The 25,116-nt window shown below is 69.6% G+C and carries 29 protein-coding genes; 19 read left to right on the forward strand and 10 right to left on the reverse strand.

Annotated elements, in window-relative coordinates:
• Positions 1-11 precede the first annotated feature (11 nt).
• The 3 genes from DEIPH_RS10470 to DEIPH_RS10480 all read right to left on the reverse strand — a co-directional run bounded on the left by DEIPH_RS10470 (position 12) and on the right by DEIPH_RS10480 (position 2,747).
• Complete coding sequence (locus tag DEIPH_RS10470) at positions 12-1,730, reverse strand: PASTA domain-containing protein (protein ID WP_034357703.1); 1,719 nt, start codon at positions 1,728-1,730, stop codon at positions 12-14.
• A 73-nt stretch (positions 1,731-1,803) separates the two neighbouring features.
• Positions 1,804-2,100: an AzlD domain-containing protein gene (locus tag DEIPH_RS10475; RefSeq protein ID WP_034357705.1), complete on the reverse strand. Its 297-nt coding sequence runs from the start codon at positions 2,098-2,100 to the stop codon at positions 1,804-1,806.
• Complete coding sequence (locus DEIPH_RS10480; RefSeq protein ID WP_034357792.1) at positions 2,097-2,747, reverse strand: AzlC family ABC transporter permease; 651 nt, start codon at positions 2,745-2,747, stop codon at positions 2,097-2,099. Before DEIPH_RS10480 ends, DEIPH_RS10475 begins: the two co-directional genes overlap by 4 nt.
• A gap of 387 nt (positions 2,748-3,134) precedes the next feature.
• On the opposite strand from DEIPH_RS10480, the gene DEIPH_RS10485 reads away from it, so the two are divergent.
• Both DEIPH_RS10485 and DEIPH_RS10490 read left to right on the forward strand, forming a co-directional pair.
• Positions 3,135-3,485 (forward strand): DMT family transporter, encoded by a 351-nt coding sequence (locus DEIPH_RS10485; RefSeq protein ID WP_034357707.1) that lies wholly within the window; start codon positions 3,135-3,137, stop codon positions 3,483-3,485.
• Positions 3,482-3,808, forward strand: coding sequence for a DMT family transporter (locus tag DEIPH_RS10490; RefSeq protein ID WP_034357709.1), 327 nt, complete (start codon positions 3,482-3,484; stop codon positions 3,806-3,808). The genes DEIPH_RS10485 and DEIPH_RS10490 overlap by 4 nt, the downstream gene beginning before the upstream one ends.
• Before the next feature lie 21 nt (positions 3,809-3,829).
• Here DEIPH_RS10490 and DEIPH_RS10495 read toward each other — a convergent pair whose 3' ends face one another.
• Positions 3,830-4,525 (reverse strand): amino acid ABC transporter permease, encoded by a 696-nt coding sequence (locus DEIPH_RS10495; protein WP_034357711.1) that lies wholly within the window; start codon positions 4,523-4,525, stop codon positions 3,830-3,832.
• Between the two features lie 25 nt (positions 4,526-4,550).
• The gene (locus DEIPH_RS10500; RefSeq protein WP_034357713.1) at positions 4,551-5,312 is read right to left on the reverse strand and encodes an ABC transporter substrate-binding protein; all 762 of its coding nucleotides are present in this window, start codon (positions 5,310-5,312) and stop codon (positions 4,551-4,553) included.
• A 45-nt stretch (positions 5,313-5,357) separates the two neighbouring features.
• Here DEIPH_RS10500 and DEIPH_RS10505 point away from each other — a divergent pair, with 45 nt between their 5' ends.
• The 4 genes from DEIPH_RS10505 to DEIPH_RS10520 are packed head-to-tail and all read left to right on the forward strand — an operon-like array spanning position 5,358 to position 8,024.
• Positions 5,358-5,804, forward strand: coding sequence for a TlpA family protein disulfide reductase (locus tag DEIPH_RS10505; RefSeq protein ID WP_034357714.1), 447 nt, complete (start codon positions 5,358-5,360; stop codon positions 5,802-5,804).
• Positions 5,797-6,486 carry a hypothetical protein gene (locus DEIPH_RS10510; RefSeq protein WP_235183223.1) on the forward strand — a complete coding sequence of 230 codons (690 nt, stop codon included), beginning with the start codon at positions 5,797-5,799 and terminating at the stop codon, positions 6,484-6,486. Before DEIPH_RS10505 ends, DEIPH_RS10510 begins: the two co-directional genes overlap by 8 nt.
• A 4-nt stretch (positions 6,487-6,490) precedes the next feature.
• Positions 6,491-7,486 (forward strand): ADP-ribosylglycohydrolase family protein, encoded by a 996-nt coding sequence (locus DEIPH_RS10515; RefSeq protein WP_034357716.1) that lies wholly within the window; start codon positions 6,491-6,493, stop codon positions 7,484-7,486.
• A complete protein-coding gene (locus tag DEIPH_RS10520; RefSeq protein ID WP_051517304.1) occupies positions 7,473-8,024 on the forward strand; it encodes a nucleotidyltransferase family protein in 552 nt (183 codons plus the stop codon). The genes DEIPH_RS10515 and DEIPH_RS10520 overlap by 14 nt, the downstream gene beginning before the upstream one ends.
• 279 nt (positions 8,025-8,303) lie before the next feature.
• Here the strand turns inward: DEIPH_RS10520 and DEIPH_RS10525 are convergent, their stop codons facing one another.
• Both DEIPH_RS10525 and DEIPH_RS10530 read right to left on the reverse strand, forming a co-directional pair.
• A complete protein-coding gene (locus tag DEIPH_RS10525) occupies positions 8,304-8,678 on the reverse strand; it encodes a hypothetical protein (RefSeq protein WP_034357798.1) in 375 nt (124 codons plus the stop codon).
• Between the two features lie 15 nt (positions 8,679-8,693).
• Positions 8,694-9,194: a hypothetical protein gene (locus tag DEIPH_RS10530; RefSeq protein WP_034357718.1), complete on the reverse strand. Its 501-nt coding sequence runs from the start codon at positions 9,192-9,194 to the stop codon at positions 8,694-8,696.
• Between the two features lie 101 nt (positions 9,195-9,295).
• On the opposite strand from DEIPH_RS10530, the gene DEIPH_RS10535 reads away from it, so the two are divergent.
• The 6 genes from DEIPH_RS10535 (at position 9,296) to glmU (ending at position 15,567) form a co-directional block, all read left to right on the forward strand.
• Positions 9,296-10,453, forward strand: a complete 1,158-nt coding sequence (locus DEIPH_RS10535) for an FAD-dependent monooxygenase (RefSeq protein ID WP_051517305.1) — start codon at positions 9,296-9,298, stop codon at positions 10,451-10,453.
• A 164-nt stretch (positions 10,454-10,617) separates the two neighbouring features.
• Positions 10,618-11,346, forward strand: a complete 729-nt coding sequence (locus DEIPH_RS10540; RefSeq protein WP_034357720.1) for an SDR family oxidoreductase — start codon at positions 10,618-10,620, stop codon at positions 11,344-11,346.
• A 194-nt stretch (positions 11,347-11,540) separates the two neighbouring features.
• Entirely contained in the window at positions 11,541-11,813 is a 273-nt protein-coding gene (locus DEIPH_RS10545; protein WP_034357721.1) for a twin-arginine translocase TatA/TatE family subunit, read from the forward strand.
• A 15-nt stretch (positions 11,814-11,828) separates the two neighbouring features.
• Positions 11,829-12,623 carry a twin-arginine translocase subunit TatC gene (gene tatC, locus DEIPH_RS10550; protein ID WP_034357722.1) on the forward strand — a complete coding sequence of 265 codons (795 nt, stop codon included), beginning with the start codon at positions 11,829-11,831 and terminating at the stop codon, positions 12,621-12,623.
• Positions 12,624-12,840: 217 nt separating this feature from the next.
• Positions 12,841-13,752, forward strand: coding sequence for a prolipoprotein diacylglyceryl transferase (lgt, locus tag DEIPH_RS10555; protein ID WP_034357723.1), 912 nt, complete (start codon positions 12,841-12,843; stop codon positions 13,750-13,752).
• A gap of 369 nt (positions 13,753-14,121) precedes the next feature.
• Positions 14,122-15,567: a bifunctional UDP-N-acetylglucosamine diphosphorylase/glucosamine-1-phosphate N-acetyltransferase GlmU gene (gene glmU / locus DEIPH_RS10560; RefSeq protein ID WP_034357724.1), complete on the forward strand. Its 1,446-nt coding sequence runs from the start codon at positions 14,122-14,124 to the stop codon at positions 15,565-15,567.
• Positions 15,568-15,635: 68 nt separating this feature from the next.
• Here the strand turns inward: glmU and DEIPH_RS10565 are convergent, their stop codons facing one another.
• Positions 15,636-17,063 (reverse strand): MFS transporter, encoded by a 1,428-nt coding sequence (locus DEIPH_RS10565; protein WP_051517306.1) that lies wholly within the window; start codon positions 17,061-17,063, stop codon positions 15,636-15,638.
• 111 nt (positions 17,064-17,174) lie between these two features.
• Entirely contained in the window at positions 17,175-18,560 is a 1,386-nt protein-coding gene (locus DEIPH_RS10570) for an MFS transporter (protein WP_051517307.1), read from the reverse strand.
• 82 nt (positions 18,561-18,642) lie between these two features.
• Here DEIPH_RS10570 and DEIPH_RS18800 point away from each other — a divergent pair, with 82 nt between their 5' ends.
• Positions 18,643-19,050, forward strand: a complete 408-nt coding sequence (locus tag DEIPH_RS18800; protein ID WP_051517308.1) for a GNAT family N-acetyltransferase — start codon at positions 18,643-18,645, stop codon at positions 19,048-19,050.
• On the opposite strand, the gene rnhA is transcribed toward DEIPH_RS18800, so the two are convergent.
• Complete coding sequence (rnhA, locus tag DEIPH_RS10580; protein ID WP_034357725.1) at positions 19,037-19,597, reverse strand: ribonuclease HI; 561 nt, start codon at positions 19,595-19,597, stop codon at positions 19,037-19,039. The two genes, DEIPH_RS18800 and rnhA, sit on opposite strands and share 14 nt — an antisense overlap.
• Positions 19,598-19,819: 222 nt before the next feature.
• Here rnhA and DEIPH_RS10585 point away from each other — a divergent pair, with 222 nt between their 5' ends.
• The 6 genes from DEIPH_RS10585 to zwf all read left to right on the forward strand — a co-directional run bounded on the left by DEIPH_RS10585 (position 19,820) and on the right by zwf (position 25,031).
• Positions 19,820-20,308, forward strand: coding sequence for a DUF4870 domain-containing protein (locus tag DEIPH_RS10585; protein ID WP_034357726.1), 489 nt, complete (start codon positions 19,820-19,822; stop codon positions 20,306-20,308).
• 87 nt (positions 20,309-20,395) lie between these two features.
• Complete coding sequence (locus DEIPH_RS10590; RefSeq protein ID WP_034357727.1) at positions 20,396-21,151, forward strand: PIG-L deacetylase family protein; 756 nt, start codon at positions 20,396-20,398, stop codon at positions 21,149-21,151.
• A 96-nt stretch (positions 21,152-21,247) separates the two neighbouring features.
• Positions 21,248-21,799 carry an SRPBCC family protein gene (locus tag DEIPH_RS10595; protein WP_034357728.1) on the forward strand — a complete coding sequence of 184 codons (552 nt, stop codon included), beginning with the start codon at positions 21,248-21,250 and terminating at the stop codon, positions 21,797-21,799.
• Between the two features lie 37 nt (positions 21,800-21,836).
• Positions 21,837-22,091 carry a hypothetical protein gene (locus DEIPH_RS10600; protein WP_034357729.1) on the forward strand — a complete coding sequence of 85 codons (255 nt, stop codon included), beginning with the start codon at positions 21,837-21,839 and terminating at the stop codon, positions 22,089-22,091.
• A 130-nt stretch (positions 22,092-22,221) separates the two neighbouring features.
• On the forward strand, positions 22,222-23,301 hold the full coding sequence (gene gnd / locus DEIPH_RS10605) for a phosphogluconate dehydrogenase (NAD(+)-dependent, decarboxylating) (RefSeq protein WP_034357730.1): 1,080 nt from the start codon (positions 22,222-22,224) through the stop codon (positions 23,299-23,301).
• A gap of 119 nt (positions 23,302-23,420) precedes the next feature.
• Positions 23,421-25,031: a glucose-6-phosphate dehydrogenase gene (gene zwf, locus DEIPH_RS10610; protein ID WP_235183225.1), complete on the forward strand. Its 1,611-nt coding sequence runs from the start codon at positions 23,421-23,423 to the stop codon at positions 25,029-25,031.
• Positions 25,032-25,116 lie beyond the last annotated feature (85 nt).

Here is a 25,116-nt window from a genome sequence, read left to right on the forward strand (position 1 = left end):
ACCCCCTCCCCCTACGGCGTGACGGTCGCGAACTCGTTGCCGTTCTGCCGGATGATGAAGACGGCGTCCCCGCGCACGGTCAGGTCGCCCTCGGCGGTCGCGCCCGCGAGTTGCGAGCTGTCGGTGGCCGCCTGCACCTCGCGCTCGCCACTGGCGTCACGCACCGTGATGGTGTAGGACCCTGCGGGCAGGTCGCCGGAGAAGGCGTAGCGGAAATGGACGGACCGGGCCGCCGCGCCCTGGGCCGAGGTGGCCGGGGCCTCCGGGGGGGTGGCCGGAATCGCCGGGGCCTGATCCGGGGTGCCTTCCGGTGCGGTGGGCGGGGCAACAGGCGTTTCCGCCGAACCGGAGCCGCCTTGCCCCGAACTGTTCTGATCGGGCGCGCCCTGAGCGGGGTTGCTCTGATCCGGGTTGTTCTGCTCCGGGTTGCCCTGCTCCGGGAGGGGCGGCACGTAGGGGGGGGGCAGAGGCAGGCTGCCGGCGGGCTGGCTGGGTGGGCTGTAGCGGGCAGCGGCGACCGTGAGGGTCACGGGGCTGCCCACCGCCACCCGTACGTAAGGCGCGGGGGTCTGCTCCAGCACGGTGTTCTCGGGCGCGTCGCTGGGCTGCTGAATGACGCGGGTCACGACCAGTCCGGCAATCCGGGCGTGCTCGCGCGCCGCCTCGTAGGTCAGCCCCGACAGGTTCGCCAGCCAGGTTTCCTTGCCGCGCACGCCGCTGGACACCATCAGCTGGACCGGTTGCCCGCGTTGCAGGTTCGCGCCCGCCTCCGGCACCTGCGCGATGACGCGGCCCTCGGGGGTCTTGGTCAGGCTGCCGTCCACCCGCACGACCTTGCCCAGGGCCAGTGCACTGTCACGCAGGGCCGCGCGGGCCTGGTCCACCGTGAGTTCCTCCAGCCGGGGCACCGTCAGCGAGGGCGGATTGTTGACGGTCAGGGTCACCAGGCGGCCCACCGGGAGGGTGGTCCCCGCCGCCGGGTCCTGCCGGATCACGGCCCCCACCGGCACCCCCGCCACGTCCCCCTTGGCATAGACGACCTGAAAGCCCGCCGCCGTGAGCTTCTGCGCGGCGTCCGGGGCGGGCTGGCCCGTGACCGCCAGCACCTCGCGAACGGGCGGGTTGAGATAGACCTGCCCAGCCTGCGCCCCCAGGTAGACCGCGCCGCCCAGGAACAGCAGCCCCGGCACGAAGGTCAGCCAGGCTCCCGGCTGCCGCTGCCGCCTGCGCCGCACCCGGCCCCCCGTCAGGGGCGCGAGCGCCTCCGCGTTCAGGCGGGCGACCTCCTCGGGCGTGCGACCCTCGGGGGCGGGGCGCAGGTAGGCCACGCGCACGTCCCGGCCCTCCACGACCACATCGGCGTCGGAGAGGGCGTAGCCGTGTTCGGCCAGCCGCGCGGCGAGGGCCTGCACGGCCTGGACGGTTTCTTCCTGTTTGAGGGGTTGCGCCACTTCCGGGAGTGGCGTGCCCGTGACCGGCTGCCACACCGCGTAATACGCCCCGGGCCGCGCGACCACGTCGGTCAGCCCCGCCGGATTGATGGCGCGCAGAGCCGCGCGGTACGCATGAAAGCCCTGCCGCGCGGCGGGCGAGGCCACGTCGAACCACGCGACGCGGCGCGTGACCCCCTCGCCCGCGCGAACCTCGCTGAGGGTCACATGCCCCTCGCGCGCGAGTTCCCGCACGACCTGGTACTTTCCGTCAATGACTGCTGCCGCCTGACCCGTCATGCGCTGCCCAGCATAGCGCGGGTCGGGGGCCGCCGGGGGCCACGCGCCCGGGAACCGGCACCGGCCCAGGCCCTCACAGGCCCGCCAGCCGCGCCAGCCAGTACGCCCCGAAGCCTCCCAGGATGCCCAGCGCGAGGTTGCGGGTGCGCCACATCAGGCCCACGCCGACTGCGCAGCCCACGAGCCGGCGCGGCCACTCGGGACTGCCCAGCACGTCGGGCACGATCAGGGCGGCAAAGACACTGACGGGCACGAAGCGCAGAAAAGCCAGCCAGAAGGGGGGCAACTTCAGGCGGCCCAGGCTGAGGCCCAGCAGCCGCGCCGGGTACGTGACCAGCCACATCAGCAGGGTGACGAGCGGAACGCTCATGCTTCCCCCCGCCGCGTGACCAGCACCGCGCCCAGCAGCGCCCCCCCGACCCCGGCCAGCAGCACGACCAGGCCGCCGGGCAGCACCCGCGAAAGGCCCCACGCGCCCAGACCGGACGCGAGCGCCACGATCACGGCCTTGCGGTCCACCAGCAGCGGCACCAGCAACCCCAGGAAGGCCAGCGGAAAGACCACGCCCACGCCCAGCGCGGCGGGGTCGGGCAGTACCGCACCCGCCAGCGCCCCGGCAAAGGTCGCCGCATTCCACACCGCATACAGGCTGAGTTCCGCGCCCAGCAGGAAGCCAAAGGAAAGGCCGCCCGGCTCGCGCGCCCCGTGGACGACCGTCACGCCGTAGGCCTCGTCGGTCAGAAATTGTGCGGCCAGGACGCGTTCCGGGCGGGTGAGGGGCACCTGCCGCGCCAGGCTCAGGCCATACAGGACATGCCGCGCGTTCAGCAGAAAGGTGGTGGCGACGATGCCCCAGGCGGACGCGCCCCCCGCGAACAGGCCCGCCGCCGCGAACTGCGACGCTCCCGCGAAGACGGTCAGGCTCATCAGCTGCGTTTCGCCGACCCCCAGCCCCGCCGCCCGCGCCGTGACGGCGTAGGCGACCGCGAAGGGAATGATGCCCAGCCACAGCGGCATCAGGGCGCGAAACCCCCGCCAGAACGCGGGCCAGAAGGGGGTCACGTGACGCAGCGGTTCAACCATGCACCGCCCAGTCTAGCCCTGAAGGTGAGCCAGGCTGACTTCCGCCTGGCTCCACTGGGCTAGACTGCTCCCCAGTCGCCGCCGTCCACCCAGCAGGGGCAGGGGCCGCGCACGGGCCGCAGGTGGCCCGCATTCCTAACAAAGTGCCGGGTGAAACACAAATGCGCAGAGATGCGTGTCGAAACGCAACCGTCCTGGAATTGCTCAGAGACACCCTCCACGTCCGCAGCTGGACGTAGCTGTTTTGACGATCTCCACTCTATTTTTCTTTTTTTGCACGTCACTTGTCTGGACCACAACCTGTAAGGAAGGTGTTGTTCTATGCGCGCCTGGATCGCGCTGTTCTCGGCCATTGCCTGTGAAGTCACGGGCACGCTGGCCCTCAAGCTGTTTGGCGTTCATACGCCCTGGCTGGCCGCCGCCGTCACGGGCAGTTCTATCGTTCTCTCTTACCTGCTGCTGTCGCTCGCGTTCCGCCGGATTCCGATGGCGGTCGCCTTTGCCGTCTGGGAGGCGGTGGGGCTGGCCCTGATCACGCTGCTGGGCGTCTGGCTGCTGGGCGATCACCTCACACCCGTGCAACTGCTGGCGCTGGGCGGCCTGCTGCTGGGCGCGCGAATGCTGCACGGCGGCACCCGGACCCAGCACCCGCAGGCCGGGGGTGAAGCATGACCCCCGCGCTGGCCCTGCTGTGTCTGGCAGGCGCGGCGGGCCTGGACGTGGTCGCCAACCTGCTGCTGAAGGCGTCGGATGGCTTTCGCCGTCCGCTGCCCGGCGTGGCGGCGCTGGCGCTGGTGCTGTGCGCCTTCGGGCTGCTGGGCCTCAGCCTGCGGGCGGTGCCGCTGAGCGTGGCTTACGCGGTCTGGGGCGGCCTGGGCATCGTCGGCGCGGCGCTGCTGAGCCGCAAGCTGGAAGGGCTGCGCTTCACGCCCCGCGCCTGGGCGGGCTTGGCCCTGATTCTGGGCAGCGTGGCCGCGCTGCACCTGGGCCACTGAGGGAGGTACTGAGGGCCGTTCCTAGATCACCCGCCGCGTCTCCAACCTTTCGCCCCGGCTGAGGCGGCGTTCCAGCAGGCGCACCAGCCGGGTCAGGATGAAGGTCAGCAGGAAGTAGATCAGTGCCAGCACGGCGTAAACCTCGAACTGGCGGTAGGTCACGCCGGTGATGTACTTGCCCTGCGCGAAGAGTTCTTGCAAGGTGACGGCGCTGGCGAGGCTGCTGCCCAGAATCAGGCTGATCAGTTCGTTGCCGAGCGCGGGCAGGGCCACCCGCCACGCCTGCGGCAGCACCACGTATCTCAGCGCCCCCGCGCGGCCCAGGCCCAGGCTGCGCGCCGCCTCGATCTGTCCGGGGGGGACACTGTTCAGGCCGCCGCGCACGATCTCGCTGGTGTAGGCCGCCGAGTACAGCCCCAGCGCCAGCACCGCCGCCGGAAAGCTCGCCAGGGTGAGGCCCAACGCGGGGAGGCCGTAATACACCACGCTGAGCAGCACGATCAGCGGAATGCCGCGCACCACTTCCACATAGGCATTGCCCAGCGGCCCCAGCAGCGGCAGGCGGAACACCCGCGCCACGCCCAGCGCCGTGCCCACCACCACCGACACCCCCAGCGCGCACAGGCTCACGGCCAGCGTGAGGCGCAGCCCGGACAGCAGCAGCGCCGGGTACTCGCCCGCCAGGATGGTCTGGAAGCCGCTGAGCAGGTCGGACATGGCGGGTCAGTCTAGAGAAGCGCCGTCACTTCTGCACGATCCACTTGTTCAGCAGCTTCTGATACTCGCCGCTGGCCTTCAGCCGGCTCAATGTGCGGTTCGCGGCGGCGGCGAGGTCGCTGCCTTTCCTGAACACCATGCCGTAATCCTCGGCGACCAGTTCCTTCCCGGCCTGAGTGAATTGACCGGGGAGGCGTCGTTTCAGGTCCGCGACGGTGGGCGCGTCCCCGAGCAGGGCGGCGATGCGGCCCGCCCGTACGTCCGCGAGGCCCGCCGCAAAGTCGTCGTAGACCTTGAGGGCGGCGCCCTTCGGCTTGAGCAGGTCCCCCGCCGCGTACTGGCCGGTCGTGTTGGCCTGCACCCCTATCGTCTTGCCCTTCACGTCGGCGGGCCAGGTGAACTTGCCGGGGTTGCCGCCCCGCACGATAAAGACCTGCGCGCTGCGGTAGTACGGCCCGCTGAAACTGACCACCTTCGCCCGCTCGGGCGTGATGGTGATGCCGCTCATCGCCATGTCCACCCGCCCGGAGGTGACCGCCTGCGGCATCAGCGCGCCGAAGCCCACCGGGCGCACTTCCAGCCGCACCCCGAGGTCTTTGGCGAGGGCGCGGGCGATATCGATGTCGAAGCCCTGCACCTCCCCATTCGGCCCCTTGAACTCGAAGGGCGCGAAGGTCGGGTCGGTGCCCAGGACCAGCACACCTTTTTGCTTGACCTCCGCGACGGTCGTGGCGAGCGCTGCGGAGGCGAGCAGCAGGGCGGGCAGCACCAGCAAGGAACGCTTCATGCCCCCAGCATAGGCGCGGCCCCGCCGGAGGGTAGGCTGGCCTGCATGGACTGGCCCCCGCCCCAGGACTTCGTTCACGGCGACCCCCTCCCCCCGCCCGCCGCGTGGGACCGGCCCGGCCTGGTGATGGTCTTCAATCTGGAGTGCCCGGGCTGCGTGTCGCGGGGGATTCCCTTCCTGAAGCGGTTGCACACCGAGTTCGGGGAGCGGGCGCACTTGATGGCCCTGCACACCAGCCGGGGCCACCGCCTGTTGCCGCGTGAGGACGTGGAGCCAACGCTGGTGCGCTTTGCGCGGGACTATGCCCGGCTGCCCTTTCCGGTCGCCCTGGACCTATCCGGCGACCTCGCGCGCGCCTGGGAGACGGAGGGCACGCCCCACTGGTTGGCCTTCGCGCCGGGCGGTGAGCTGCTGCGGAGCGTGTACGGGAGTCAGGAGAACGCACAGACACGGCTCCAGTACCTGCTGGAGGAGCAGGTGGAGAGTGGCTGACGCCTCCCTGCGCCCCTGGATGCTGGAAGCCCCACGGGTCAAGCTGCCGGAGGCGGCGGCGCAGGCGTTTCAGGCCGCGTTGATGGCGCGAGAGCCTGGGCTGCTGCCGGAAGGTGTCCCCCGCTGGATTTTTCTGGACGGGCTGGCCAGACAGGGCTTTTTGCTGCACGGCTCGGCGCGGGGCGACCTGACCGGGTTTGAACCGCGCACGCCGCATGACCTCAGCCCCGACGAGTTCAGCAAGCGCACCGGCGTCTTTGCCGCCTCGGACGGGCTGTGGGCCATGATGTACGCGCTGCGCGACCGCTCCCGTGTGGCCCGGATGCTCAACATGGCCCTTCAGGTGCAGGAAGCGGGCGGAGGCTGGTCGTCCATGCGCTATTTCCTCTCGCTCGCCCCGCGCGGCCCGGCGGTGACGGACGGGCGCGACCTCCTCTCCCCCGGTTTCGTGTATGTGTTGCCGCCAGAGGGCTTTGAGCAGATGCCGCCGTATGGGTGGCCGGGGCTGGGAACGGTGCGGGAGCCTCACTGGGTGAGTCCGAATCCGGTGCGGCCCCGGCTGTGCGTGCCCGTCATGCCCGGCGACTTCCCATTGCCCGTGCGGACCCACGACGCGGCGCGGGTGGACGCCCTCGCGCGCCTGGACCCCTGGGGCTTTCCGTGGCTGGACCCTTCAGACTGAGCAGATGCACGACCCCCACCTGCACACCCTCCTCTCGCTGACCGCCGCCGACGCGCTGGGGGCGGCGACCGAGTTCAAGACACCGGAAGTGATCCGCGCCCACTCCGGCGAGACGTTCACCGATTACCAGCCGGGCAGTGTGTTCGGCTTTGCGCCCGGCGAGGCCACCGACGACAGCCAGATGACCGTGGCGACCCTGCTGGGGTACGGACGGGGCGGAGGGCTGGAGGGCGTGCTGGCCGCCCTGCGCGACTGGCTGGACGCTGGCCCCCCCGATGTGGGCGGCCTGACCCGCTCGGCCCTGCGCTCCGGCACGCTGGACGGCGGCGCGCGGGCCTGGGCCGCGAGCGGCTTTCAGAGTGCCGGGAACGGCGGCCTGATGCGAATCGCGGCGGTGTGGGTGGCCGGATTCACGGGAGAGGCCCTGGCGCGTGAAGCGGCGGCGGTCACGGCCCTCACGCATACGGACCCGCGCTGCGTGGCGGCCAGCGTTTTTCTGACGGCCTTTCTGGAGGCGCTGCAAGCGGGGCAACCCTACCGTGAGGCGGCGGAAGCGGCCCTGCGTGTGATGGACCGCCTGGACACCCGCCGCACGCTGCTGGACGCGGGCATCTTCGGCCTGTCCACGCAGCAGGCGCACACCACCTTCCGCGACCGGGAGCGGGGGGCCAGGGCACAGGTCCGCGCCCGCGTCCGTTCAGGGCTGGAAGGCCACGTCACCTCTCAGAGCGGCTTCGTGCTGGACACGCTGGAAGCGGCGGTTGCCCACGCGCGGGCCGAAACGTGGCTGGCCTGTGTGGAACCCGCCGTGCTGCTGGGCGACGACAGCGACACGGTGGCCTGCGTGGCCGGGGCGGTGGCCGGGGCGCGCGGGCTGGAGCTTCCGGCGCACCTCCTCCCCCCGCTGCGCCTGGGGCATACCTGGCCCGGCTGGGAACGGGACTGGCTCTGCACAGGGCATTTTCCGGCGGTCCTGAAAGGCGCACGTGACCGGGGCTGAGTTCCTGCACACCATCCGCCTGAACCGGGTGAATGCCGCCCTGCTGGACCGCCTCCCCGAGTTGCGGGCACCGCAGGCGCATCTGGTCGCCGGGGCGCTGTTCGGGACCGTGTGGAACGTGCGAAGCGGGCAGCCTCCGCAGGCGCAGATCCGCGACTACGACCTGTTCTACTGGGACGCCGACACCAGCTACGAGGCCGAGGACGCCGTGATCCGCCGCGCCGACGCCCTCTTTGCCGACCTGGGCGTCCAGGTGGAGGTCCGCAACCAGGCCCGCGTCCACCTGTGGTTCCCGCAGAAATTCGGCCAGACCCGCCCACCCCTCCGCAGCACCCGCGAGGGGATTGATCAGTTCCTGGTGGCATGCACCTGCGTCGGCGTGGATGAACGGGGCGAGCTGTATGCGCCCAACGGCCTGGCCGACCTCGCCGCGGGCCGCCTGCGCCCGAACGCCCACAACCACACGCCGGGCCTGTACGCCGCGAAAGTGGCCGATTACCGGAAGCGGTGGCCCTGGCTGCGGGAGGAGGAGGGGTGATAGAGAACGTTTGCTGAGCGTTGGGGAAGTGGGGGCTGGGACGGTGTGCCCGCTCTCTCCTCCCGGCCTCTCAAGCGTCCCACGCTGGGGAGACTTTTAGAGCTGCTTGCAGAGGAGCATCAAAGCCTCCGCTCAGTCCTCTTTCAACAACCGTCACCCTGGACGCCCAATTCGTACAGGTGAGTGGACGGCCCAGACCCACGACCTGCCCGCAAGCTCATGGATCGCCTGTGGTAAAAACCGTCCCTTAGCGCGGCGGGAAGCGAGGTCCCCACCCCTTCAGGCAAACCGCACCCGGTTCGCCTGCGCCGCGATCTGCCCCGCGGTCCACATCACTTCCCGCACGTGCTCCAGCAGCAGTTCCCCCACCACCCGGCCACCCAGCCGCAGCCCCAGTTGCTCGGGCGTGAGGGCGCGGGCCGCCTCCACCTCCCACTCGGCCAGCCGCATCAGCCCCGCGTCGTCAGGGGGCGCGGCGCTCCCCGTCACCCGCGCGATGCTGATCCACAGGGCACGCTTGCTGCCCGTCAGCCCCGTCACCAGTCCCGCGATGCGCGGCGGGGGTTGCCCGTCGGCCAGGGCCAGGGCCGCGCGGACGCTGTAGTGAGGCCCACTGTGCGCGTCCAGCAGCAGCCGGGCGAGGTCGTGCGGCATGAAGGCCACCGCCGCTCACCGCCCCAGCCGGAAGGTGTCACCCTCCCGCGTGAGGCGGCCCGCGTCCAGCATCCGGCGCGTGACGGCCTGCACCTGCTCGTCCGAGAGGGGCGAGGCGGCGCGCAGGTCTTCAAACGTGAAGCGTCCGCCCTTGCGGTAGGCCAGACGCAGCACCATGCGTTCCTGCACGTCCCCGCGCGCGGGGCGCTCCACCCGCGACCCGAAGGCCCGCCACACCAGCCACGCGACCAGCAGGCCAAGCAGCAGCGCCGCAGGCAGCATCCGCAGGGCGAAGTCCGGGTCGGCCACCCGCGCCCCCAGCGCCGCGAGGTGCCGGTGCGCTTCCGCCACCTGCGCCGCGCCCGCCCCGCTCGCCGTGAGATCCCGCACGTCGCCGCGCTCGCGCAGGTACTGCATCACGCCTCCCGTGTCGCCCCGCACGTAAAAGGCGCTGTAGGCGATCAGGGCGGCACTCAGGCCCGCGATCAGGGTGACGGCTGTGCGCGGCACGTTCATGGGGGCATGGTAGCCCAGTGAGAGTGTTGTGACGGGGCCGCTGCTACGTTCGGGCGGGGGCCGCCGGGTGGCGGCGGCCGTGTTCTGAAGGAGTACGGGGTTTGAACATCAACATTATCGGTGCGGGCATCGGCGGCCTGGGGGTGGCCCGGGCGCTGCACCTGCGGGGGCTGAAGCCGCGCGTCTACGAATCCAACGCCCAGATGGTGTCGCTGGGCGGCGGGCTGCTGATTCCGCCCAACTCGGCGCGGATTCTGGAACACCTGGGGCTGGGCGAGGTGCTGGCGGGGGCCGTTCCCCTCGCGGACATGCAGATTCTGGACGCGGGCGGTAAGCTGCTGTACCGCCGCGAACAGGGGGAGGTGCGGCAGAAGTACGGGCGGCCCCTCTACGCCGTCGCGCGCACGGCCCTACACCGCGCCCTGGCAGAGAGCCTGCCGGCGGGGACGGTCCTGCCGGGGCATCACCTGGAGCGCATCCAGCATCACTTCGACGGGGTATCGGCCTTTTTCCGGAACGGACAGGAGGCCCTGTCGGACCTCCTGATCGCGGCGGACGGGCGTTCCTCGCAGGCGCGGCAACTGCTCCTGCCCGAGACGCGGCTGGTGCCGAATGGCCAGACGGCTTACCGGGGCGTGGCGCAGACCGACCCGCTGCCGGGGTGGCGGGACACCTTCGGGGAGTTCTGGGGCAGCGGACGCCGCTTTACCTTCTTCCGGATCGGGGAGGGCCTCACGTACTGGCACGCGCCGGTTCAGCAGGCCCCCGGCAACGTGTTCGGGCGCAAGAAGACGGAGTTGCTGCGTCTATACCGCGACTTCCCCGCGCAGGTGACGGACCTGCTGGCCAACACCGACGAGGCCCGCATCAGCGCCGTGGAACTGGGCGACCTCTCCCCCATTCCGAACTGGTGGCGGGGCCGGGTGGCGCTGCTGGGCGACGCGGCGCACGCGACGAGTCCCAACCTGGGGCAGGGGGCCGCGCAGGCCCTGGAGGACGCCGAGGCCCTCGCCGAGGCGCTGATGGTCTACCCCAACCGTGAGGAAGCCCTGACGCGCTACCAGCACTCGCGTGAGCGGGTGGCGAACGCGGCCGTACAGCAGTCGCGGCAACTGGGTGAGATCGGGCAGGCGGGCGGCGCGCTGAGGCTGCTGCGGAACTTCGCGCTGAGCATCAACCCGGACCTGGCACGGCGGCGCATCGAGTCCTTTTACGGGGAGGGAACGGCGGAGGAGGCCACAGCCCACCCTGCGCGCTGAGCGTGGACGGAGTGGCTCCGGTGCCAAACGACCTGTCGTCGTGAGCGGATGCCTTCCCGGTCAGAACGGACTCGCCTCAGCCAGCCTGCCCCCCCTTGAGGACACATGCCCGCTGCGCTCGCCCCTCGTCTGCGGCTCACCTTGAGTTCGTATTACCCTGGTCCATGACGCTTTTCAGGCTGGACGGCAAGCATGCGCTCGTCACGGGCGGCAGCAAGGGCATCGGGCTGGCGGCGGCACACGCGCTGGCGCGGCTGGGGGCGCACGTCACCATCGCGGCGCGTGGGGAAACGGCGCTGCGGACGGCGGCGGACGCCCTGGGCGCACGCTGCGTGGTGGCCGATGTGGGCACGCCGGAGGGCGTCCGCGCGGCGGTGGAGGCGGCGGGCGCGGTGGACATCCTGGTGAGCAACGCGGGCGGCCCGCCCCCCAGCCTCCCCAGCCAGGTGACCGAGGAGGCGTGGCGGCGCGGCTTCGACGTGACCTTCCTCTCGACGGTGCGGCTGGCGGAAGCCGTGCTGCCGGGCATGCGGGATCGGAAGTGGGGTCGCATCATCGCCGTCACCAGCCTGACGGTGGGGCGGCCCGCGCCGAATCTGCCGGTCAGCAACGCGCTGCGGGCGGGCGTGACCAACTACCTGCGGACCCTGGCGCTGGAGGTCGCGCCGAACGGCATCACCTGCAACACCGTCGCCCCCGGCTACACCGCCACCGACCGCCTGCGGGCCTTACACGCCGACCCCGCCGAGGCCGAGCGGCTCCAGAACCGTATTCCCGCCCGCCGCTTCGGCCAGCCGAACGAGGTGGGGGCCGCCGCCGCCTTTCTCGCCACCCACGAGGCCGGGTACATCACCGGGCAGGAACTGCTGGTGGACGGCGGCTGGGGCATCTGATCGGCGCAGGTTAAGGAATGGTGGGGCCGCGTGCTGATCCGAAGGACGCACGCCCGCATAGAAACAGGGCAGCAGGACCCTGGCGTGTGACGAGACACCGGTCTTCTTCACCTCCGGGCGCTACGCTGAACGCCAGCCGCACCGGCCCGTCACCACGTGGGTCCCCCGGGACCACACCCCCAAGGAGGAAGCACATGTCACTCGGACCACTCGAAATTATCCTGATCATTGTCGTGATCGCCCTGGTCTTCGGGGCCAGCAAGCTGCCGCAGCTCGGCAAGGGGCTGGGCCAGGGCATCAAGGAGTTCAAGAAGGAAGTTCATGACCCGGTGGTGCCCGCCGTGACGGACGTGCAGGCCCGCCCGCTCGATCCGCAGACCCGCGTGACCACGGAAGTGACCCGCACGGCGGACGGGCGCGTGGCCGAAGTCGTGGAGACCGTCACCGAGCGCGACCACCGCGCGTAAGGACCAGGCTTTGCGATGACCCAGCCCCCAGCGCCCCAGGCCTCAGCCGAACTCAAGAGCGCGCCGCTGCTCGAGCACCTCGAAGAGCTGCGCAAACGCATCATCATCAGCCTGATCTTCCTGGCGGTCGGGGTCGTGATCGCGTTCCAGTACCGGGTCCAGCTGATCGATCTGATCAAGGAACCGCTGAAATACTCGGAGCTGTACCAGGCGCACAAGGTGCAGGTGATCGTCACCAAGCTCACGGCGCAGTTCCTGCTGAGTTTCACCCTCTCGCTGTGGGCGGGGCTGGCGATCGCGCTGCCCTTCATCCTGTCGCAGGTGTGGGCCTTTATCGCGCCGGGCCTGTATCCGCACGAACGCCGCTGGGGGCTGCCCTTCATCATCGGGGCCGGCCTGTCGTTCCTGGCCGGTGTGGTCTTCGGCTACACGCTGGTATTGCCCACGATGGTGCGCTTCTTCGTGGACTTCCTGAACGGGGTGGTCACGCCGCTGCTGGACCTCCAGGACTACATCGGGATGGTGGTGACGTTCCTGGTGGCGTTCGGGCTGGCCTTCGAGCTGCCGATCCTGGCTGTGATCCTCACCCGCATCGGCATCGTCAACCACACGATGTTGCGCAGGGGCTGGCGCATCGCGCTGGTCGCCATCATGATCGCCGCCGCCATCATCACGCCGACGCCGGACCCCGGCAGCATGCTGCTGGTCGCCGTGCCGCTGTACGCGCTGTACGAACTGGGCGTGCTGCTCTCACGCGCATTCCGCGTGGTTCCGGTGGAGGAGAGTAACGCCATCGGCAGCGGCACCTAGAGCATTTGTCCGAATTACACCGTTGGAGGGAAAGCGCCTCCAACGGTTCCATTCTCCCAAACGCTCTCACTCTTTCACTCGCTCCGCTCGGTCAAAAAGAAGGTCTCTTTTTGACAAAGGCTCTAAAGCCTTCCCCGACCCCGCCCGGCCCAGTGTGGCCGGGTTTTTTCTGGCCGCGTGTCGGGGGGCCGCAACCCGGCTAGACTGCACACGACTTATGGACCCAGTATTCTTGCAGATCGGCAATTTCACGATTGCCTGGTACGGCGTGCTGATCACGCTCGGCATCGTGGCGGGCGTGTGGATGGGGACGAAGATGGCGCGTGAACGCGGCCTGAACGTCAACCTCTTCAACGACATGATCCTGTGGATGATCATCTGGGGGCTGGTGGGGGCGCGGCTGGTGTTCGTGGCGACCTCCTGGCACCAGTTCGAGCACATTCCCTTTCCCCGCGTGCTGCTGGACATCATCAATCTGCGCCAGGGCGGCATCAGCATTCACGGTGGCCTGATCGGCGGCATCCTGGTCCTGATCTACTACACCCGGCGCTACAAGCTCAATTTCTACCAGTACGCCGACCTGTGCGTGCCGGGCGTGGCCTTCGGGATCATCGGCGGGCGCATCGGCAACATCATGAACGGCACCGATACGGTGGGCCGCGTGACCGGCTGGCCCATCGGCTACCACTGGCCCGCCTCCGCCCGCGCCTTTCACGAGGGCATGTGCGTGCCCAACCCCAACCCGGACCTGGACCTCTCGCAGTACTGCCGCGAGATCGGCGGGCAGCTCGTGATGACGGCGCCCGTCCACTTCACGCAGATGTACGGCGTCATCATCGGCATCATCCTATCGGTCGCCGCCTTCTTCTGGCTGCGGTCGCGCAAGGCGGGGTGGGCCTTCTGGCAGTTCTGGCTGTGGTATTCGATTCTGCGCGCCGGGCTGGAAGAAACCTTCCGCCTCAACCCGCTGCCCCTCAAGTCCTATCTCAGCCAGGGCCTCGACCAGCCCGGCATCGGTCTGTGGACCGAGACGCACCTGATCAGCATCCCGCTGATTCTGGTCAGCCTCTGGATGCTGTGGCGAATTCGGAACAAGCCGGACACGCGGGAAGAAGTACAAAGCGCGTAGAGCAGAAACCGGCGGGGCGGTGGTCGCGGAAAGGGCGAGCCACCGCCTCCTTCTTTTGCCTAGAGCATTTGTCAAAAAGAGACCTTCTTTTTGACCGAGTGGGCGGGCAGGCGTCCTCAAGGGGAGGGCAGGCTTGCTCAAGCGAGTCCGTTCTGACCGACAGTCCGTTCTGCTTAAGACAGCGAGTGCAATAGGAAGAGCGTTTGGGAGAATGGAACCGTTGGCGGCGCTTTCCCCAGGGCGGTGTCATTCGGACAAATGCTCTAACGCCTGGGGCAGTGCCGTGACCGGTTGCCGAACCTTTCCGAGCCGAACGGTGCGCCGCCCTCACCCCTTCCCTTACACTGACCCCCGGACAGGTGACTTTGCATGACACAGACAGAACGTCCGCTGGACGTGGTAATTCTCGCGGCGGGTCAGGGCACCCGCATGAAATCGGCCTTGCCGAAGGTGCTGCACCCGGTCGCGGGCCGGCCGATGGTGGCCTGGGCGGTCAAGGCGGCGCAGGAACTGGGCGCGCGGAAGATCGTGGTGGTGACCGGGCACGGGGCCGAGCAGGTGGAGGCGGCGCTGGGAGGCTCCGGGGTGCAGTTTGCGCGGCAGGCCCAGCAGCTCGGCACCGGCAACGCCTTCCTGGTCGGGGCCGACGCTCTGGGCGACACGGGCGACGCCGACATCCTGGTGCTGTACGGTGATACGCCGCTGCTCCGCACGGAAACGCTGCGCGCGCTGCTCGCCGCCCACGACGCGCAGGGCAGCGCCTTCACGATCCTGACGGGCGAGCTGCCCGACGCGACCGGCTATGGCCGCATTCTGCGGGACGCGCAGGGCCACGTGGAACGCATCGTAGAGGAAAAGGCCGCCACGCCCGAGGAAAAGGCGGTGCGCGAGTTCAATTCCGGCGTGTACGTGATGGACGCCCGCGCGCCCGAGCTGGCCCGGCGCATCACCAACCAGAATGCGGCGGGCGAGTATTACCTCACCGACCTGCTGGAACTGTACCGGCAGGCGGGCGCGCCGGTCCGCGCCTTCAAACTGGACGACCCGGACGAGGTGATGGGCGCGAACGACCGCACCCAGCTCGCCCAGGCCGAGGCCATTTTGCGCGGGCGCATCAATACGGCCCACATGAAAGCCGGGGTCACCTTGCAGGACCCCGCCACCACCCGCATCGAGGACACCGTGACGCTGGGCCGCGACGTGACGGTCGAGCCGGGCGTGATCCTGCGCGGCCAGACGCGCGTGGCGGACGGCGTGACCCTCGGGGCCTACAGTGTGGTGACCGACAGCGTGCTGGAAGCGGGCGTGACCGTGAAGCCCCACAGCGTGCTGGAAGGCGCGCAGGTCGGCCAGGGCAGCGACGTGGGACCGTTCGCCCGGTTGCGCCCCGGGACCGTGCTGGGCCAGGGCGTCCACATCGGCAACTTCGTGGAGACGAAGAACGCGCGGCTCTCGGCGGGGGTCAAAGCCGGGCACCTCGCCTACCTGGGCGACGTGACGGTCGGTGCCGAAACGAACATCGGGGCGGGCACGATCGTCGCCAACTTCGACGGCGTGCAGAAGCACCAGAGCCAGGTCGGCGCAGGCGTCTTCATCGGCAGCAACTCCACCCTGATCGCCCCGCGCGTGGTGGGGGACGCGGCCTTTATCGCCGCAGGCAGCGCCGTCCACGAGGACGTGCCGGAAGGCGCGCTGGCGATTGCGCGCGGCAAACAGCGCACCCTGGAAGGCTGGTCGCGCCGCTACTGGGGCGGGCTGCGCGAGGGGGTGGGCAAGAAGTTGCCCTGGCTGGCGGGGTGGCTGGAGCGGCAGTAAGTGGGGAGTGCACAGTGGTCAGCGGAGGGATACTCCCGCTGACCACTGTTTCCTTTGCCTAGAAGGGTTCATCCCGTCCCGGCTGTGGAATCGGCTTCCTTCCCCCTTGCGGCCGAGGGGCCTTCTCCCCGCGCCGCCGCCAGCGCCTCCAGATACGCCTTGTCCTCCACCCGCTGCACGGTGGGATTCAGCAGTTGCAGCCCGCTGATGACGATCACCAGTACGCCCAGCGCGGCGATCACCGGGCCGGGGGGCAGGGTGGTGGACAGCCCGCTGACAAAGGCCATGCCCAGCGGCACGGTGAAGCGGGCGACCATGCGGCGCACGGCGAACACCCGGCCCTGGAGTTCGCGCGGCACCTGCCTCTGCCAGATCCCGGCACTGTGGGCATTGGTGATCGGCATCACAAAGACGGCAAGGGCAAAGGCGGCGGCGGTGAGGTATACGTTGCCCGACAGGCCCATCAGGACCAGACCCGCGCCGGACAGCAGGGAGGGCAGCAGGATGCCCAGCACGCGCCGCCGCTTCAGCCCGCCCCAGGTGCTGATGGCGAGGCCCCCCAGGAACATGCCCGCGCTGGTCACCGTCTGGATGATGGCGAGGGTCGCGGCGAAGCTCAGGCCGCGCGCGGTACGGTCGGGTTCCAGCGTGAAGGTCGTCAGCAGGGTCTGATAGACCGGGATCGCGGCGGTGGCGAAGTTCAGCGCGGCGGCCAGGAACAGCAGGTGCAGCAGCGGCGGGCGGCGCAGCAGGTAGGTCCAGCCCAGGCGCGTGTCGGCCTTCAGGTTGGCAGCGGCCCCCCCGTGGTCCTCGGCAGGCGGCGGGCTGGGGATGGGCAGGCGGGCCAGAAAGGCGGCGGCGATCAGGAAGCTCGCGCCGTCCACCAGCAGCGCGAAAGGCACGCCACTGTTGAGGTGAGCGAGCCACCCCCCCGCCGCCGGACCGTGCCCCAGCAGGGCCGGAACACCGATCAGGAGCGTCGCCAGCGTCGGGGCCAGCAGGCTGCCGAACTGCCGGGTGGTCTGCATCATGCCGTTGGCACGCGTGAGCTGCTCTTCGGGCACGATCATCGCGTAACTGCTTTCCAGCGCCGCCTCGTGAAAGATGCTGAGCGCCTGCGTGACGACCACGAAGGCGAACAGCAGCCAGAAGGGCACGACCATGGCGGTCATCAGCACGAACAGGCCCAGGGTCAGCAGGCCGCTCAGCACGTCGCAGACCAGCATGACGCGCCGGCGGGGCGTGCGGTCCGCGACCGAACCGGCGACCGGGGCCAGCAGCACCGCGCCCAGCGTGGCGGCGATGGCGAAAGCCCCCAGTGCCAGCGCCAGCGGGGCCTTCTGCGCGGGGTCGGGGTAGAGCGTCTGGGCGACGTACACATTCAGCGCGAACCACGCGACGTAACTGCCGATCTGGCTGACCGACTGCGACCCCCACAGGGCCAGAAACGTGCGCCAGCCGCCCGCCCGGGCGTCAGGGAAGTGGGTTGGGGACATGACACGGCAGTCTAGAACGGGTGGTGTGATCGGGCGGACGCAAATCGGCGAGCTTCAGTGGAGGGGAAAGAAGGCGCCGGGCTGCTTCCCCCCCCATCCTGCCCCGCCGGATCAGTCGCCCACTTCGGCTCCCAGCACCGGGGCGGGCGTCAGCGGAGAGTCCACCCGGCGAATGACCGGATTCAGCAGTTGCACGCCCGCGACCAGCACCAGAATCAGCCCCGACCACAGCAGGAGGCTGCCGGGCGCGGTGCGGGCGGCCAGCAGACCCGCCAGGGCGGTGCTGACGGGGGCCGTGAACTGCGCGATCAGGCGGCGCACGCTGAAGACCCGGCCCTGCATGTCCGGCGGCACCTGCGACTGCCAGATCGCCTGCGAGTGCGCGTTCATGACTGGCGTCATCAACCCGAAACAGGCCACCGCGATACAGACCGGCACCAGCGCCCCGAGAACCCCGCTGGCCGCGTGCGCCGCGCCCGCCAGCACCATCGGCACCAGCACGCCCAGCACCCGCCGCCGCTTCAGGCCGCCCCAGGTGCTCACCAGCAGGCCGCCCGCCAGCCCCCCGGCGCTGAAGGCCGTCCAGAGGGTCGCCAGCGCCGCCCCCTGCGAGAGGCCCCGCGCCGCCGCGTCGGGCAGCAGGGCAAACCGGACAAGCAGGGGATGGAGGACGCCGACCCCACTGGTCAGCAGATTCACGGCGGCGAAGGTGAGCAGCAGGTGCAGCAGCGGCGGACGCGCAAAGATGAAGCGCCAGCCGAAGCGCATGTCCTGCCCCAGACTGGGACGCGGTCCGGTTTCTCCCCCCGGCAGGTCGCGGCGCGGCGGGGTGGGAATCCGCAGCCGCGAGATCACCAGCGCGGCCAGCAGGAAGGTGGCCCCGTCAAGCGCAAAAGCCAGCGGCACACCGTCCCCGATGCCCGCCAGCCAGGCCGGGCCACCCCCCGAGCGGGCCAGCGCCGGGAGGCCGATCAGCAGCGCCGCCAGCGCGGGACTCAGCAGGCCCGAGAGGCTCCAGATGGTCTGCATCATGCCGTTGGCACGGGGGAGCTGCGCTCTGGGGACCAGCACCGCGTAACTGGTGTCAAAGGCCGAGCCGTGAAAGGTGCCGATCAGGCCCAGCGTCGCCGTGAAGGCCACCAGCGCCCACACGGGCGGGGTGGTCAGCGTGACGAGGGCCACGCCACCCGCCAGCACCAGCGCCCCCAGCAGGTCGCAGGTCAGCATCATGCGGCGGCGGTCCCAGCGGTCGGCCAGGGCACCGGCCAGCGGCGCACCCAGAAGGGCGGCGAAGGTCCAGCCCAGCGCCGTCAGGGACAGGGCCGCCGCAAGTTCCGCCCGCTGCGTGTCCAGCGGAAAGCGCGTCTGCGTGAGGTAGATGTTCAGCGCGAACCCGCTCAGGCCACCGCCCAGCACGCTCAGCGCCTGCGACCCCCACAGCCACAGGAAGGTCCGCCAGCCGTTCGCGGGGGCATCAGCGGTGGGCGCAGCCTTCATCGCGGGCAGCGTAGGCCCTGCGGACTGGGCCGCACATCCGTCAGATGGCGGGGGCAGAGGGCCGGGGCCGTACCCTGCCCCCATGCTGACCGAACCGGACGCCCTCACCCCCGAGCTGGGGGCGCTGCTGGCCCGCGCCATGTTCCCCGACCCCGCGCGCATTCGCCGCACGTTGGAGAGCTACCGCAGCGACCCGGAGCGCCGCATTTTTGCCTGGACGCTGGAGGGGCGACCCGTGAGCGCAGCGGGTCTCCGGCCGCATGGGCAGGAGGTGGAGGTGCTGCACCTCGGCACCGCGCCGGGCCAGGAAGGGCGGGGCTACGCGCGGGCGCTGCTGCACGCCCTGGCAGAGCATCTGAAAGCGGCGCGCGTGGTTGCGGAGACGGATGAGGACGCGGTGGGTTTTTACCGCCGGGCTGGATTCATGGTCACGCCCATTCCGAGTCGTTGGGGAAGGGCACGCTTCGGCTGTACCCTTACCCGGCCCTGAGTTTCTTGCGTTCCTGCACGGCCAGCACGTCCACCCGCTCGTTCTCGCCGTGGCCGTTGTGCCCGCGCACCCACACGAAGGTCAGGGCGTGGATTCTGGCCTGCGCGATCAGTTCTTCCCAGAGGTCTTGATTCTTGACGGGGTCGCCGCCCGCCGTTTTCCAGCCGTTGCGCTGCCACTTCAGAATCCAGCCGTCGGTAAAGGCCTTGCGGAGATACTGGCTGTCGGTCACCACCCGGACCTGACAGGGCCGCTTGAGCACCAACAGGCCCTCCAGCAGGCCGCGCAGTTCCATGCGGTTGTTGGTGGTGCCTTCCTCGTTGCCGCTGAGAATCAGCTCCTGCCCCTTGTAGTTCAGGATCGTCGCCCAGCCGCCGTGACCGGCCTGGGTATCGCACGCCCCGTCGCTGTAAAGCTCCACCTGTTCCCCGGCGACCGGCACATCCGGCTGAATGCCCGCCTTGATCGGCAACAGGTCGCGGGCGGCGTCCTGGGCCTTTTGTGCGGCGGACTTTCTGAACTGCGGTTTTGCGCCGGGCCGGGTCATCGGGCGGCGCTCCGTACCGTTGCCGCATATGTTGGGCGGCAACTCCACTTTGCGCCGCCCTTATCACGGTTGCTCACTCCGTTCGGCTCAGAAAGGGTCGGCAACCTTTCTGAGCACCGCCTTAGGGGTTCCGCTCGGAAAATTCCCGGAAACCGAACGGAAATTTTCGGAAGTCCTGTCATCTCCCCGGAACTGTAGGGAAGGCCGGCGCGTACTGTCAACATGAGCCTCCCCGGACTGCCCCAGGCCCCCGTCCATGCCCCGGGCTTCATCCCGGAAGCCGAACGCACCCCCGCGCTGGTGATTCACCTCTCGCCGCTGCTGGGGCTGGTGCTGCCCGCGCTGGGCAACGTGCTGGGGCCGCTGGCGGCGTGGCTGGCCTACCGCGACCGCGCCCCGGTGCTGGACGACCAGGGCCGGGAGGCGCTGAATTTTCAACTCAGCGTGTGGCTGTACTCGTTTCTGGTGGGGCTGCTGTTCTTCGCGCTGTTCAGCCTGGGGCTGCTGGGCGGGGCCTTCGGCGCGGCGACGGGTGCCCCGGACCTGGGCGCCTTCGCCTTTTTCGGCTCGCTGGCGGCCTTCTTCGCCTTTTTCATCCCCGCCAGCCTGGTGCTGTGGGCCTTCCCGCTGGTCGTGATGCTGCTTGCGGTGATCCGGGTGAACCAGGGGCGGGCGTACCGCTATCCGCTGAGCATCCGGTTTATCCGGTAGTGGGCTGGAGGTTGTAGACAAGCCGGAAGCTCAGGCCAACGTCCCCACAACCTCCACCCCACAGCCCACAACCCCTATCCTCTCCACATGCGAATCATGGCGGTCTTTGCACATCCCGACGACGAGATCGGGTGCATCGGGACGCTGGCGGCCCACGCGGCGCGCGGCGACGAGGTGATGCTGGTCTGGACGACGCTGGGCGAACTGGCGTCGCAATTCGGGGACGCCTCGCACGAGGAGGTCACGCGCATTCGCCGCGAACACGGCGCGTGGGTGGCCGACCGCATCGGGGCGACGTACCACTTCTTCGACATGGGCGACAGCCGCATGACCGGCGGGCGGGGCGAGGCGCTGCAACTCGCGCGGCTGTACGCGCACTTCCGCCCCAACGCGGTCATCACCTGGAGCGACGATCATCCGCACCCCGACCACCGCATGACCGCCAAGATCGCCTACGACGCGATCACGCTGGCCCGCATCCCCAAGATCATCAACGAGTCGGGCGGCGGCGCGGCGATGCCCCCGGCCCCCAACCTCAGCGGCGACGAGGCGGTCGAGAGCGGCGAGGACGTGACCCGCCTGGAAGCGTGGCGCGAGCCGGTGCGCTTCTACCAGTACTACGCGCCCGCCAGCCCCTACCCCGACGTGTTCGTGGACGTTGGCGAGACGTTCGGCGCCGCGCAGGACGTGGCCGGGTACTACCGCGACTTTTATAAGTGGGCCTGGACCGCCGAGCAGTTCCGCGAGGGCCGCGCCGCGTTGGGCCGCCTCGCGGGCGTGAAGTACGCCGAACGGTTCAACCTGCGGGCCAGCCACCTGCGGGCGCGGGCGTATCTGGACTGAGGGGGTATGGATTGCCGGGCGTAGGCGAGCACAAGCGGAAGCTCAGGCCAACGCCTCCACATCCCACGCCCCACATCCTCTACAGTGACCCCCGACATGTCCGAAGACATCCACATCAAACAGAGCATCGTGGTGCGGTCGCGCCCGGACGTGCTGTACCGCCTCGCGCTGGAACCCAAGCGGCGGGTGCGCTGGGACCCCAATCTGGTCCAGGCCGAGTACGAGGGCGGCGAGGGACGGCTGACCAACAATGCGCGGGTGCGCTTCAAGTTCTCGCGGCGGCTGCTGGGCCTGAGCTTTGTCGCCAAATACGGGCAACTGCAAGCGCCGCTGCGGGGCGGCTGGGAAAGCGTGCGGAACGTGGGACCGCTGGAAAAGCTGACGCAGGGCTGGACCTTCAAGGCCATGCCCGGCGGCACCGAGGTCACGCTGACGCTGAATGGCCGGGTGCGCTACCGCTGGATTCTGAAGCCCCTGGAACGGATGCTGCACAACCTGGTCATGACCACCCTGGTGGAACTCCAGCGTCAGGTGGACGCCCAGGGCGCGCAACTCGTCGAGGACATGGGCCGCGAGATGCAGCGCAAACAGAAGGAAAACCAGCAGGCCGCGAAGGCGGCGGCCAAAGCGGCGCGGCGCAGGAAGTAGCCCGGTGGGGGCCGGGCAGGGGAATGGGGGAGCAGACATGGACCTGTGGGACCTGCGGGAAGAAACGGTCTTCCGGGACCTGCGCCTCTCGCTGGGGCGGCATCCACAGACCGGGCAGCCCTGCGTGCTGTTCATGGTGCAGTGCGGTATCGGGGAGTACGCGGCCCGGGTCCAGATCAGCGAGGAAGACTTCCGGCGGTTCCGGGAAGACCCCGGCCTGACCCTGCCCCTCACCGACCGCTATCAGGGGTTGAACCGCGAGCAGGTGCGCGCACTGGGGGCCGAGTGCTGAGCGCGCCGGGCCGCACCTAAATCTCCCCTTCAGGAAGGGAAACACCCTTTACCCCGCGCGTATCATGCCCATCAGTAGGTGCTGAGGCTGGAAGCGCTTCCGTGTCCAGCCCGGTGCCGGGGGGGTACACATGAAGATGGGCATGATCGGGCTGGGCAAGATGGGCGGCAACATGGTGCTGAGGCTGACGCAGGGCGGCCAGCAGATCGTCGGTTACGACCGCAACCCGGACAATGTGGCGCTGGTCGAGTCGCAGGGCGCAGGGGGGGCCCGCACGATGGACGAGCTGATCGCCAAGCTGGGCGAGCCGGGCCAGCGGGCCGTGTGGGTGATGGTCCCCGCGGGCGCGATCACGCAGTCGGTGATCGACGATCTGGCGGCGAGGCTCGCGCCGGGCGACATCATCATCGACGGCGGCAACTCCAACTTCAAGGACACCATGCGCCGCGCGGAGGCACTGGCGCAAAAGGGCCTGCACTTCGTGGACGTGGGCACCTCGGGCGGGGTCTGGGGCCTGACGGAAGGCTACGCGATGATGATCGGCGGCCCCGAGGAGGCTGTCGAGCGCCTGCGCCCCATTTTCGAGGTGCTGGCCCCCGGGCCGGACGAGGGCTGGGGCCGCATGGGGCCTGCGGGGTCGGGCCATTACGTGAAGATGGTCCACAACGGCATCGAGTACGGGATGATGGAAGCCTATGCCGAGGGCTTCGAGCTGCTGCACGCCAAGCAGGAGTTCGGGCTGGACATGGCGCAGATCGCGGAACTGTGGCGGCACGGCTCGGTGATCCGCTCCTGGCTGCTCGACCTCACCGCCGAGGCGCTGAAGAACGCCGCCGATTTCTCGCAGCTCTCGGACTACGTGGCCGACTCGGGCGAGGGGCGCTGGACGGTGATCGACTCCATCGAACTGGGCGTGCCCACCCCGGTCATCACCCTCAGCACCCAGATGCGCTTCCGCTCGCAGCAGGAGGTCAGCTACGCCGGGCAGATGCTCAGCGCCATGCGCCGCGCCTTCGGGGGTCACGCCGTCAAGACGCTGGAAACCAACCGGCAGGAAGGCGTGGTGCCGGAAGTGCAGCCCGGCGAACACCCCAAGGCCGCCGCGCCGGAGAACATTCCCACCCAGGCCGCGCGGCCCGACACCGGCAGCCAGAAACAGGCCGAGCAACTGGGCGAGACGGGCCAGCAGCCTGTCACGGGTGACGTATGACGAAGGGCAAGACCGGGAGCAAAGCCGCGCCCTCACAGCAGGCGGGACAAGAGCAGGCCGCCCGAGCCTCCGACGCGCCGCCTGCTCCAGACCCGCTCCAGCAGGCCGTGACCCAGAAGATGGAAGCGCAGAACGTCGACGTGGCCCAGCCTGCTCCCCCCGCTAAAAAGCCCCGCAAGACCCGCGCCCGCACGCCGAAGTCCGGAGCGGAGGACACCGGAGAAAATCCCTTCCGCGCCCTGATGCGCCGCAGCCGCGCCCCCGAACCCGCCACGCTGGTGATTTTCGGCGCGACGGGCGACCTCGCCAAGCGCAAGTTGCTGCCGGCCGTGTTCGGCCTGTGGCAGGACGGGTTGCTGGGGAGCGCCTTTAATATCGTGGGCGTGGGCCGGCAGGAGATGACGGACGAGCAGTTCAAGGACTTCGTGATCGAGGCCCTGCAAACGAGCAAGGAAACCGACACGCCGCAGCCCGGCGCGCTGGAGAAGTTCCGCGACCTGCTGTACTACGAGTTCGGTGACTTCGGCGCGGACGAGGTGTACAGCCTGGTCAGAAAGGAACTCGACCGCGCGGAGGAGGCGCACGGCGGGCGCAAGAACGCCCTCTTCTACCTCTCCACGCCGCCCAGCCTCTTCGAGCCGATCAGCAACGGCCTGGGCCGCCTGGGCTTATCCGACGAGTCGGAGGGCTGGCGGCGCATCATCATCGAGAAGCCTTTCGGGCGGAACCTGGCCTCGGCCCGCGAGCTGAACGACGCCATTCACCGCGTCTGGGACGAGTCTCAGGTGTACCGCATCGACCACTACCTGGGCAAGGAGACGGTGCAGAACCTGATGGCGATCCGCTTCGGCAACGCCATCTTCGAGCCGCTGTGGAACCGCAGCTACGTGGACCACGTGCAGATCACGGCCGCCGAGGACCTGGGGCTGGAAGGCCGCGCCGGGTACTACGAGGAGGCCGGGGTGGTGCGGGACATGCTGCAAAACCACCTGATGCAGCTGTTTACCCTGACGGCGATGGAAGCCCCCGCCGCCTTCGACGCCGACGCCATCCGCGACGAGAAGGTGAAGGTGCTGCGGTCGGTGAAGCCCATTCCGGTGGAGCGGGTGCCGGAGGTCGCCGTGCGCGGCCAGTACGGCCCCGGCACCCTGTACGGTGAGAAGGTGCCCGGCTACCGCGAGGAACCCGGCGTGCAGCCCGGCAGCACCACACCCACCTACGTCGCCATCAAGCTGGAGGTGGACAACTGGCGCTGGGAGGGCGTGCCCTTCTTTCTGCGAACCGGCAAGCGGCTGCCCAAGAAGGTCACCGAGATCGCGGTGGTGTTCAAGCGCCCGCCGCTGGGCATCTTCCCGGGCGGGCTGGAACGCAACGTGCTGGCCTTCCGCATCCAGCCCGACGAGGGCGTGAGCCTGAAGTTCTCCAGCAAGTCGCCGGGGCAGGAAATGGTGCTGCGCGAGGTGGTGATGGACTTCCGCTACGACGCTTTCGGCGCACAGCTCGAAAGTCCGTATTCCCGGCTGCTGCTCGACGCGATGCTGGGTGACGCCACCCTCTTCCCCCGCGAGGACGAGGTGGACCATGCCTGGCAGATCGTCAGCGGCCTGCTGAAAGCCTGGGAGGGACCGGACGCCGCCGCCCCCGACTTCCCCAACTACCCCGCCGGCACCTGGGGACCGGAGGCCGCCGACAACCTGATCGGCCAGGACCGGCGCTGGAGGCGGCTGTGAGAGGGGCGCGGTACGCGGTGCGCAGGACGCAGGAAAAGATGGGGCCGTTCACCGCGCACCGCGTCCTGCGTCCTGCCTCCCCCCT

This window comes from Deinococcus phoenicis, assembly GCF_000599865.1.
Lineage (GTDB): Bacteria > Deinococcota > Deinococci > Deinococcales > Deinococcaceae > Deinococcus > Deinococcus phoenicis.